This window comes from Streptomyces albidochromogenes (assembly GCF_005981925.1).
Taxonomy (GTDB): Bacteria; Actinomycetota; Actinomycetes; order Streptomycetales; family Streptomycetaceae; genus Streptomyces; species Streptomyces albidochromogenes.
In genome coordinates this window covers 1-9,232 of record NZ_VBVX01000267.1, presented here as the reverse complement: position 1 = coordinate 9,232, position 9,232 = coordinate 1, and the positions used below count along the sequence as shown (strand labels likewise).

The window sequence follows — 9,232 nt, the reverse complement described above, 5'->3', positions numbered from 1 at the left end:
GGTCCCGGGCGGCGGGTCCCGCCGGTTCGTCGTCGGCGGCCCAGGCCGCCCAGCCGCGTACCGTGCTGCCGCCGTGGTCGGACAGCAGCCGCGCCCAGGACGCGAACGCCTCGGGGGTCGGCGTCAGGACCGGCACGGGCCGTGCGGTCGCCTCCACGGGCTCCCACGGCTCCTCGTCGGGGACGAACGCCGTACGGCCGCCGGATCCCGCCGCCCGCACCAGCAGCCCCGGCTCGGCGGGCAGGGCGGTACGGGCCCACAGGCGGGGCGGCAGCGGTTGTACGACGGCCAGCGGCGAGCTGCGCGGCCACTGGTGGATGAGGCGCTGGGCCCGGCCCTGCTGCCACAGCGGGCCGACGCAGTCGCTGACGACGAGGGTGAGCCTGCGGCCGGTGGGGTCGTGGAACTGGTCGGCGGGGCGCAGCCGGGTGCGCCCGCCGGGCCCGGTCGTCGTGCCGACGAGGGGCGGGCCGCCGTCCCCCGCGTCGTACAGCTGGTGGACCTGTACGTCGCGGAAGACGCCGGACTGCTGGCACGCCTGCCGCAGTTCCTCGACCATCCGCTCCCAGACGGCCATGGCGGGTCCGGCGTCCATGAGCAGCTGGATGTCCACCCGGCGGCGTTCGGAGGGGCGCAGCACCGGGCACAGGACTCCGGACATGGCGCTGCGCTCCGCTGTGGCGTCCTCGTCGAGGCGCCCGTCGGCCGCCGGGCGGGTGGTGGTGGCCGTGTAGTGGCGCAGGGGCCGCAGGGCGCGTTGCAGGCCCAGCAGCCCGGGCAGCGCGGCGGCGGCCGGGGCGCGTACGGGGAAGGCCGGTCCGGCGTTGGCGGAGCCGCCGCGCGGCCGGCCGGCCCGGGGGCCCGGGGTGTAGAGCGACACGGGGCCGGGGCCCGGGGCGAGGCCGGGCGCACCGGCGTCGGGCGCGCCGGAGCCGGGGCCGGGGTCGGAGCCGGCCGGCGCGGCCTGGTGGGTCCCCCCGGCACCGGGGGCGGTGTCCCCGCCCGGGTCCGCCGGGTCGCCGGGGGCGCCCGTCGGCGTACGGTCCGACGGGATCCACCGCGCCAGCCAGACGGCGTCCGCGACCTCCTCGGCCGTCGGGTCGAGGCCGCCGCGCCTCAGCCTGCCGACAAGTTCCCCCAGGTCCATCCGGCGCTCACCTCGGGCGGTCGAGTGGTCGCATGAGCATGTCGGCGATGCGCTCGCGGGTGACGCGCTCGGCCCGCGGGGCGTGCTGGGTGAGGTAGAGGGCGTTGAGCAGCTGGTCGGCGGCGATGATCTCGCCGGGTTCGCGGCCGAGGAACCGCTCGATCAGGTCGCGTCCCTCGGTGGCCGCCGTGCTGCCGAGGTGCGCCTCGACCATGGCGGTGAGCTGCTCCTCGCCGGGCGGCTCCAGCTCCAGCTGGATGCAGCGGCGCAGCAGCGCGGCGGGGAAGTCGCGCTCGCCGTTGGAGGTGAGGACGATGAACGGGAAGGTGGTGCAGCGGATCCGGCCGCCGCGCACCGGCACCTTGCGGCCGTCGTCGGTCAGGACGTCGACGACCGGTTCGCGGTCGGCGATCCGCTCCAGCTCGGGGATGGCGAACTCGCCTTCCTCCAGGGCGTTCAGCAGGTCGTTCGGCAGGTCGAGGTCGCTCTTGTCGAGTTCGTCGACGAGCAGGACGCGTGGCTGCTCGGACGGCAGCAGCGCGGTGCCGAGCGGTCCGAGGCGTACGTACGATCCGATGCTCGAAGCGGCCGGGGGGGCGGCTTGCGTCCCGCCCTGCGCGCGTTCCAGCTGGACGTCCTGGAGGCGGCCGATGGCGTCGTAGCGGTAGAGCCCGTCCTGGAGGGCGGTACGGCTGACGATCGGCCAGCGCAGCACGCGGCCGAGGCCGAGTTCGTGGGCGACGGCCTGGGCCAGTGTGGACTTCCCGGTGCCCGGGTTGCCGGTCACCAGCAGCGGGCGGCGCAGGTACAGGGCGGCGTTGACGGCGTCGACCTCGGCGGGCCTCGGGTGGTGGTTCTCCACCAGGCGGCGCTGGACGCCGAGTCTGCGGGCGGCGCCGGGGTCGGTGGCCGAGGGGTCGGAGCTGTCGGCGTCCGGGCCCACGGCGGCGAAATCGCGCCACGGCGGCGGGCCGGGCAACCGCTGCACTCCGTCGTGCGGCAGCCCCGCGCCGCGATAGATCCGCCAGTCTGTCACTGAGTCTCACCTCGCGGGTGGATGGTGGGGACGGAGCCGGGCCCGGCGGTCCGGACGCTGACGTTACCGCCCAAGTCCCGTTCTGCCGACCCCGGTTCGGGCCCGGCCGCCGGGTTTCGGCCGGGCATTCGAGTCAATTGCTGACGGGCCGTCATGAGTGGGGTCCGGGCAGCCGCGGCGGCACCTGGAGGGGCACCTCGTCGTACGGCGGACGGTCGGGCGGATCGAAGAGTACGGCGACGGAGGCGGCCCAGGCCGCTTCCGACACCGTGTCGGGCGTCGCGTCGGGGTCCATCGCGATGATGCGCAGCGCGCGTATGTGCCGGTGCAGGCCCTCCACGCCGTCGGCGCGCACCATCAGTTCGTCCGCCCGTACGTGGAACTCCTGGCAGTCGGCGTGGTCCCGGCCGCATCTGCGCCAGAGCGCGAGCGGGTGCCCGGCGGCGAGCGCGGCGGCCATGGCGTCGAACCCGTCGCCGCTGCCGACCGGCCCGCAGTACACGGGAACGGTGCCGTCCTCGGCGTCGGACAGCCTGGCGTACGCGGCTCTGCGGGACTCGCGGCGGGCGCCTGGTCCGTGCCCGGAGGCGGGGACCTCGCCGCGCAGCGGTACGACGGACAACGGCCCCCGGACGGCGGCCTTCCAGCGGCGGCGCCACTCGGGGCTCGCGGGGCGGTCGCGGCGCCTGCGGTCCCGTATGACGACGATACGGCGCTCCCCCAGCGCCATGCTGTGCTCGTCGAAGAGGTCGTCCTCGGGCGAGAGGCGCCAGGTGTCGAAGGGCTCGTCGAACAGTTCGCGCGGCAACAGCGCCTCGACGGCCGCCAGATGCTCCCCGCTGTCGCCGCGCCGCAGCGCGTCGGCGAGCGGCTCGCGCAGGGTCTCGCGGAGTTCGGCGCGGGGCACCCCGCGGTCGTCGCCGGCGAGCGGGCTGACGGTCCGCCCCTCGTACAGGAGCTTGACGCGCCACGGGTAGCGGTCGCCGTAGTGCACCGGGTCGATCTCGACGAGCACGTCGGCGCGGGCCTGCCCGGCCGGGTGTTCCCGTACGGAGGACAGGCCGAACTCCGCGGCGGGGGCGGCGGCCGCCGGGGGTTCCAGCACCTGGGCGATCTCCTCGCGGATCGCCTGGTGCGCGGACTCGCCCTGCGTGGTGATCCACTCGGCGAGCCCGGTGAGGGCGGCGCTCTGGGCTTCGTCGCACCGCCGGCGGCCCTGTCCGGCGAGGTGCCGGACGACCTTGGCGGCGTACAGCAGCACCGCGTCGACGTCCAGGTCGTGCCCGTTCTCGTGGCCGCGCAGGTCGTGCAGCAGGCCGACGCCGTCGCGCCAGGTGCGCGGGTCGTGCTCGATGGGTGACTGGTAGTCGCTGTGCAGGACACGGCGCTTGACGTCGTCGACGAGCACCATGACCTCGCCGGGTCCGCCGGGCGCCGGCAGTTCGGCGAACCGGCCGAAGAGGTGGGCGCGCGCGGCGGGCAGGAACCCGGGCGCTCCCTTGCGCAGCTCGGCCTGCGCCCTGGTCCAGCCGCCGCCGGCGGCGGTGGTGCTGCGGAAGCGGCGCAGGTGGTGGCGGTCGTGCTCGCGCAGGACGGTGTGCAGGATCTCGCCGCCCCGCAGGTCGTGCAGTTCGCGCAGCGCGGTGACGGGTACGGCCGCCCCCTCGTGCTCCGCGCGGCCCTTGTTCATGCCGATGACGGCGCCGTGCCTCAGGTCGACGACGGGACCGCCCGAGCAGCCCTCGACGGGCAGGCTGCCGCGCAGCAGAAGTGCCTTGCCGTCCGTGGCGTGGGCCTTGCCGACGCCGTGGCGGATGCCCAGGTCGCCGGTCTCCCGGGACCAGCCGTGCAGGCTCACGTCGGCGGGGATGGCCGGGGGGCGCTCGCTGAGCCAGACGCAGGCGGCGTCCTGCGCGTCCGGCACGTGCACCAGCGCGATGTCCGGGAACTCCCAGCGGTGCGGCGGCTCTTCGGGGTCGACGGGGCGGGGCTTGGCGAGTACCACTTCACCCGTGGTCACACCGCCCTGCCAGGTGATGCCGAGCGCACGCTCACCCCTCCACACGGAGGCGTCCCCCTTTCCCACGACATGGGCGCAGGTCAGCACCCAGCCGGGGGCGATGAAGAATCCGCTGCCCCAGTAGTGGGCGCCGTGCGGGTCATACCCGCCTCCGGGCGCGGCGATGCGTACGAGCGAGGGGCGCACGATCTCGTCGAAGACGTTCACGGCGCGCTCATGCCGTGCCGGGGGCCGCGGGGCCGGGCCCGGAACCGGGTGCGGCGGCCGGGTCCGCGACCGGGTGCGCCCCCGGGGCGCCCGGCGGCCCGGCCGCCGGGTCCGCCGCCGGTCCGGCCACCGGCTCCGTCCAGGTCAGGGAGACGGTGACGGACGCCTTGCCGCCGCCGTCGGCGAGTACGCCGATCACCTTGCCGGACTGGGCGGAGAGCTCGATGCCGAAGGTCACGGCGACCTCGACGGGAGCGGCGGGCCGCAGACCCGCGCGCAGCGACCGCACCACGCCCTGTACGACGTCGGTCAGCCCGCCCGCCATCGAGACGACCCGGTCGCCGATCCCGGTGTCGCGGTAACCGCCGCCCCGGTCGAGCTCCTGCGCCTCGCTGACCCGGGCCCAGACGACCGTCCCGTCGTCCAGCCGAACCTGTGCGATCCCCTTGGCCACAGCGTCCCCCGCTCCCCCACGCGATGAAGGGTGAAGGTTAATCGCTGCTGGGTACGAGCGCGAGGTACTCGGCGATCAGTGCCTATCCTGGCTGGGAACAACCGCTGTCCGCCCGTCGGCCCGCCGGTCCGGCACGCTGCCCGACCCCCTGTCCGACCACCTGTCCCTCACGGAGCACCCCCTTGTACTTCACCGATCGCGGCATCGAGGAGCTGGAGAAGCGGCGCGGCGAGGAGGAAGTCACCTTCGAGTGGCTCGCCGAGCAGCTGCGTACGTTCGTCGACCTCAACCCGGACTTCGAGGTTCCGGTCGAGCGCCTCGCGACCTGGCTGGCCCGGCTGGACGACGAGGACGACGACGAGGAGTAGAGGAACGGCGCCGGCGGGCGCACCGCGGGCGCAGGGGCGCGCCGCCCTTACCCCGGAGCCGGCCCGCGCCGGCCCGCGTCAGGCCCGGGCGCGCATCCGGTCGTACGCCAGGCCCAGTGCTCCCTGCGCCACCAGCACCCCGCCGGCGAACGCCCAGCCGCCGCCGCGCCTGCGCAGCCCCCACAGGGCGAGCGAGACGCCGGCCGCCAGCTGGGCGGCGTTCAGCAGGCGGGCCCGGGGGCCGCGGAGCCAGGGGCCGGCGGGGCCGCTCTCGACCACGTCGAGCTCCGCCCGCACGGCGTCGCGCCACCCCGACCACTCGACCGACTCCGCGCCGGGCCGCACCCGCGCCGCCTCCCGCAGCCGGTCGGCCGGTTCGCCGGGGGTCAGGCCGGCGGGCAGGACGAGGCCGAGGCGGGAGAGCACCGCGATCAGGCCGAGCAGCCTGGCCCGGCCGTCCGCGTCGGGGTCGTCGCGGGTGAGCGCCGCCAGATCCTCCGCGTCCAGTACGGGATCGAGCCCGAGCCGCGCCGCGAAGGTGCGCATCGCCTCGTCCTCCCCGACGGGTGTCCCGTCGGCGAGCCACTCGTAACCCACCTGGCGCCGGAAGCCCGAAGCCAGCGTGAAGCCGGCCCGGTCGGCGTCCCACCAGAGGGCGAGAACCGGCCAGGTGACGCCCACGGCGAGCGCCGTGGCCCAGCCGGTCAGCACCCGGTCGACCGGTTCGCCGCCGTTCAGCCAGGGCTTGCCCTCGGGCACGACGACGCTCCACCGCCCCTTGTGACCGGAACTCCCGCCGTGACCGGGCGACGCGCCCCCGGGGCCCGCGCCGGTGTCGTCGGCCGGCGCCAGGAGCAGTCGCTCGCGCAGCAGGTGGGCCGCAGGCCGCACTGCCTCCGTCTCGGCCCCGCACAGCAGCAGCGCCCCCACCGGCCCGGAGCCGAATGTCGCGTTCATGCCCTCACGCTAGGGCACTTTGCCCCGGTATGGCACGTACGAGTGGGCCGCCCGCGCCATCGCCACCCTTGACTTCACCGCACCGCGATATATCGTGTTTACTCATAGACGCGATATGTTGCGTATGCCACCGTCGCGTCAGGCCGACCAGATCGGGGAGAAGCATGACAGAGCCGGCATGGACGGTCGCCGAGCCGCGGAAGCTCACGTTCGAGGACCCGGTGACCGCGCTGAGCGTGCGCATCGTCAACGGAACGGTCAACGTCGTCGGCATCGAGGAGGGCCCCGCCCGGCTCGAGGTCTCCGCCCTCGACGGCCCGCCGCTGACCGTCACCCACGAGGACGGCACTCTCACCGTCACCTACGAGGACCTGCCCTGGAAGGGCTTCCTCAAGTGGCTCGACCCCCAGGGGCCGCAGCGCAGCGCGGTCGTCTCGCTCGCCGTCCCCGCCGGCTGCTCCGTAGCGCTCGGCGTGATCGGCGCGGGCGCCGTCGTCTCGCGGATCGCGGGCCGTACGGACGTGCGCGGCGTCACCGGCGACATCACGCTCGTCGGCCTCTCCGGCGCCGTGCGCGCCGACACCGTCGCGGGCGGCGTGGAGGCGCAGGCCCTCACCGGCGATCTCCGCTTCCACTCCGTGTCCGGGGACCTCACGGTCGTCGACGGCTCGGGGTCGTCCGTACGGGCCGACTCGGTCAGCGGCGACATGGTCGTCGACGTCGACCCGGCCGGGAAGCCCACCGACATCGCCCTCACCGCGGTCTCGGGCGAGGTCGCCGTCCGGCTGCCGTACCCGGCCGACGCCACGGTCGAGGCCAACACGGCGACCGGTTCGCTCTCCAACGCCTTTGAGGACCTGCGGGTCACCGGCCAGTGGGGAGCGAAGAGGATCACCGGCACGCTGGGGACCGGCAGCGGCCGGCTCCGGGCGACGACCCTCTCCGGCTCCATCGCCCTGCTGCGCCGCCCGCCGGCCGGCGACGACGACCTGTACGACGCGGACGCCCCGGCAGACAAGAAGGTGCTCTGACATGCCCCCCGTATTCGCCCACGGCCGTCTGCGCCTGTACCTCCTCAAGCTGCTCGACGAGGCTCCGCGCCACGGTTACGAGGTGATCCGCCTGCTGGAGGAGCGCTTCCAGGGGCTGTACGCCCCGTCCGCCGGCACCGTCTACCCCCGCCTGGCCAAACTGGAGGCGGAGGGGCTGGTCACGCACGCCACCGAGGGCGGCCGCAAGGTCTACTCGATCACCGACGCCGGCCGCGCCGAACTGGCGGGGCGCGGCGGCGAGCTGGCCGACCTGGAGCTGGAGATCCGCGAATCGGTCTCCGAGCTGGCCGCCGAGATCCGCGACGACGTACGGGGCGCGGCGGGCGACCTGCGCCGCGAGATGCGGGCGGCGGCGACCGAGAACCGCCACCGGACGGCGCCGTCGCAGGGCAAAGGCGGCGACAAGGGCGGCGACTGGGAGGGACCCTTCGGCGACAGCCAGGCTTGGCAGGCGGCGAAGGAGGAGCTGCGCAAGGCCAAGCTGGAGTGGAAGGAGCAGGCGCGCCGCGCCAAGGACGAGAGCCGCCGCGCCCGCGAGGATGCGCAGGAGGCCCGCCGCCAGGCCAAGGAGGCCCAGGACAGGGCCCAGGAGAAGGCGCGCGAGCAGATGCAGCGCATCGCGCAGCAGGTGCAGGAGCAGGTGCAGGACCAGTTCGCGCGGGGTGACTGGCCGAAGGGCGTACGGGACGGCCTGGCCGAGATCACCAAGCAGTTCGGCTTCCTCGGCCGCCAGCCGCAGCCGGCCGGACCGGCGGCGGAGCCGTTGGACGTCGAGGTGGAGCGTACGGACACGCCCCCCGAGCCCGAGTGGGCCGAGGAGCCCCCGTCCGGCGACCCGGCCCGCGACCTGGAGCGCCTGCTGGACCGTTTCCGCGACGACATCCGCGACGCGGCCCGCGACCACGGCGTGACCCCGGCCCAGCTGGGCGAGGCCCGCCGGCACCTGTCCACGACGGCGGCCCGGCTGTCGGCGCTGCTGCGGAACGAGCCGAAGGGCTGAGCGCGGCGGCGGGCGACGGCGGCCCGGATACGAGCCGCCGGGCCGCCGGTTTCCCGCCCCCGCCCGGACCGGGGCAGGCCCGTCCCGACAGCCGTCAGCGCGTCCTGCCGGCGCCGCCCGTCAGCTCGCCGCGGCCGCGTCGGGGCCGAACAGGGCCCGCTCCACCGCCCCGTACGTCGCGCCGTACTCCGTCAGTACGTCGGCGACCGCCCCCGGCTGTGCGGTCAGCGCCAGCAGCAGGTGTTCGTCGCCGATGTGGCGGTCGCCCCGCCCCAGCGCGACCCGCAGCGAATTCTCCAGTACCGCCTTCGCCTGCCGGGTGAACGGGCGGTGCCCCGTCAGCCGACCGCGCCGCGCACCGCCGCGCCCGGGCCGCATCGCGCCCTCGCCGTGCGTCTGCTCCACCTTCGAGACGATCTCCGTGACGTCGATGCCGATTCCGGCCAGCGCTTCCTCGTCCGCCTTCGAGAGCCCGCCGCGGCGCCGCACGTGCGCCAGCGCGTCGGCCACCGCTCCCCGGCGCCCGGCGATCCCCAGGGCGGCGAAGGCGAAGGAGGAGCGCGTGCCCTCCTGGTCGAGCAGGGCCAGCAGCAGGTGCTCCTCCGTGACCGAGTCCGCCCCGGCCCGTTGCGCCTGGACGACCGCGCCCTTCACCACTCCCCGGGCACTCTTCGTGAACCGCTCGAACATCAACGCCTCCCGTACTTCTTGTGGACGGCCTGTCGGCTGACGCCCAGTTCGGCCGCGATCTCCTGCCACGACCAGCCCTTGGCGCGGGCACTTCTCACCTGCACGGCTTCGAGCTGCTCCAGCAGCCGCCGCAGGGCCACGACAGCGCGCAGCCCCACCCGGGGGTCCTGGTCGCCCGCGCGCTCGGCAAGATCCGTTGCATCGGTCATGTCTGTCAACCTACATTGACAGCCATGCTCCGTCAACTGTGGTTGACAACCTCGAGCGGCCTTGAACGGCCCCGACCAGCCCCACTCAGCGC

General features: G+C 75.1%; 10 protein-coding genes. 3 read left to right on the top strand and 7 right to left on the bottom strand.

Going from position 1 to position 9,232, the window contains the following annotated elements; all coding sequences use genetic code 11:
• The 4 genes from E2E34_RS26680 to E2E34_RS26665 form a co-directional block, all read right to left on the bottom strand.
• Window positions 1-1,147: SAV_2336 N-terminal domain-related protein (locus E2E34_RS26680; protein ID WP_279637906.1), on the bottom strand; the 1,147-nt coding region annotated here is incomplete at its 3' end.
• Window positions 1,148-1,154: 7 nt separating this feature from the next.
• Window positions 1,155-2,183, bottom strand: a complete 1,029-nt coding sequence (locus E2E34_RS26675) for an AAA family ATPase (RefSeq protein ID WP_138904467.1) — start codon at window positions 2,181-2,183, stop codon at window positions 1,155-1,157.
• Window positions 2,184-2,334: 151 nt separating this feature from the next.
• Complete coding sequence (locus tag E2E34_RS26670; RefSeq protein ID WP_138904466.1) at window positions 2,335-4,410, bottom strand: VMAP-C domain-containing protein; 2,076 nt, start codon at window positions 4,408-4,410, stop codon at window positions 2,335-2,337.
• Between the two features lie 7 nt (window positions 4,411-4,417).
• The gene (locus E2E34_RS26665; RefSeq protein WP_244316135.1) at window positions 4,418-4,864 is read right to left on the bottom strand and encodes a CU044_2847 family protein; all 447 of its coding nucleotides are present in this window, start codon (window positions 4,862-4,864) and stop codon (window positions 4,418-4,420) included.
• A 182-nt stretch (window positions 4,865-5,046) separates the two neighbouring features.
• On the opposite strand from E2E34_RS26665, the gene E2E34_RS26660 reads away from it, so the two are divergent.
• Window positions 5,047-5,232, top strand: a complete 186-nt coding sequence (locus E2E34_RS26660; protein ID WP_037674049.1) for a DUF6104 family protein — start codon at window positions 5,047-5,049, stop codon at window positions 5,230-5,232.
• A 78-nt stretch (window positions 5,233-5,310) separates the two neighbouring features.
• Here the strand turns inward: E2E34_RS26660 and E2E34_RS26655 are convergent, their stop codons facing one another.
• Window positions 5,311-6,189 carry a hypothetical protein gene (locus E2E34_RS26655; protein ID WP_138904465.1) on the bottom strand — a complete coding sequence of 293 codons (879 nt, stop codon included), beginning with the start codon at window positions 6,187-6,189 and terminating at the stop codon, window positions 5,311-5,313.
• A gap of 164 nt (window positions 6,190-6,353) precedes the next feature.
• Here E2E34_RS26655 and E2E34_RS26650 point away from each other — a divergent pair, with 164 nt between their 5' ends.
• Together E2E34_RS26650 and E2E34_RS26645 are read left to right on the top strand one after the other, a co-directional pair.
• A complete protein-coding gene (locus E2E34_RS26650) occupies window positions 6,354-7,220 on the top strand; it encodes a DUF4097 family beta strand repeat-containing protein (RefSeq protein WP_138904464.1) in 867 nt (288 codons plus the stop codon).
• Between the two features lies 1 nt (window position 7,221).
• Complete coding sequence (locus tag E2E34_RS26645; RefSeq protein ID WP_138904463.1) at window positions 7,222-8,241, top strand: PadR family transcriptional regulator; 1,020 nt, start codon at window positions 7,222-7,224, stop codon at window positions 8,239-8,241.
• A 120-nt stretch (window positions 8,242-8,361) separates the two neighbouring features.
• On the opposite strand, the gene E2E34_RS26640 is transcribed toward E2E34_RS26645, so the two are convergent.
• Together E2E34_RS26640 and E2E34_RS26635 are read right to left on the bottom strand one after the other, a co-directional pair.
• The gene (locus E2E34_RS26640) at window positions 8,362-8,931 is read right to left on the bottom strand and encodes a Clp protease N-terminal domain-containing protein (RefSeq protein ID WP_138904462.1); all 570 of its coding nucleotides are present in this window, start codon (window positions 8,929-8,931) and stop codon (window positions 8,362-8,364) included.
• Complete coding sequence (locus E2E34_RS26635; protein WP_138895868.1) at window positions 8,931-9,140, bottom strand: helix-turn-helix domain-containing protein; 210 nt, start codon at window positions 9,138-9,140, stop codon at window positions 8,931-8,933. The genes E2E34_RS26640 and E2E34_RS26635 overlap by 1 nt, the downstream gene beginning before the upstream one ends.
• Window positions 9,141-9,232 lie beyond the last annotated feature (92 nt).

Coding starts and splice junctions, on each gene's coding strand:
- E2E34_RS26640 (WP_138904462.1), bottom strand. CDS start 8,931: ATGTTCGAGCGGTTCACGAAGAGTGCCCGGGGAGTGGTGAAGGGCGCG.
- E2E34_RS26645 (WP_138904463.1), top strand. CDS start 7,222: ATGCCCCCCGTATTCGCCCACGGCCGTCTGCGCCTGTACCTCCTCAAG.
- E2E34_RS26655 (WP_138904465.1), bottom strand. CDS start 6,189: ATGAACGCGACATTCGGCTCCGGGCCGGTGGGGGCGCTGCTGCTGTGC.
- E2E34_RS26635 (WP_138895868.1), bottom strand. CDS start 9,140: ATGACCGATGCAACGGATCTTGCCGAGCGCGCGGGCGACCAGGACCCC.
- E2E34_RS26650 (WP_138904464.1), top strand. CDS start 6,354: ATGACAGAGCCGGCATGGACGGTCGCCGAGCCGCGGAAGCTCACGTTC.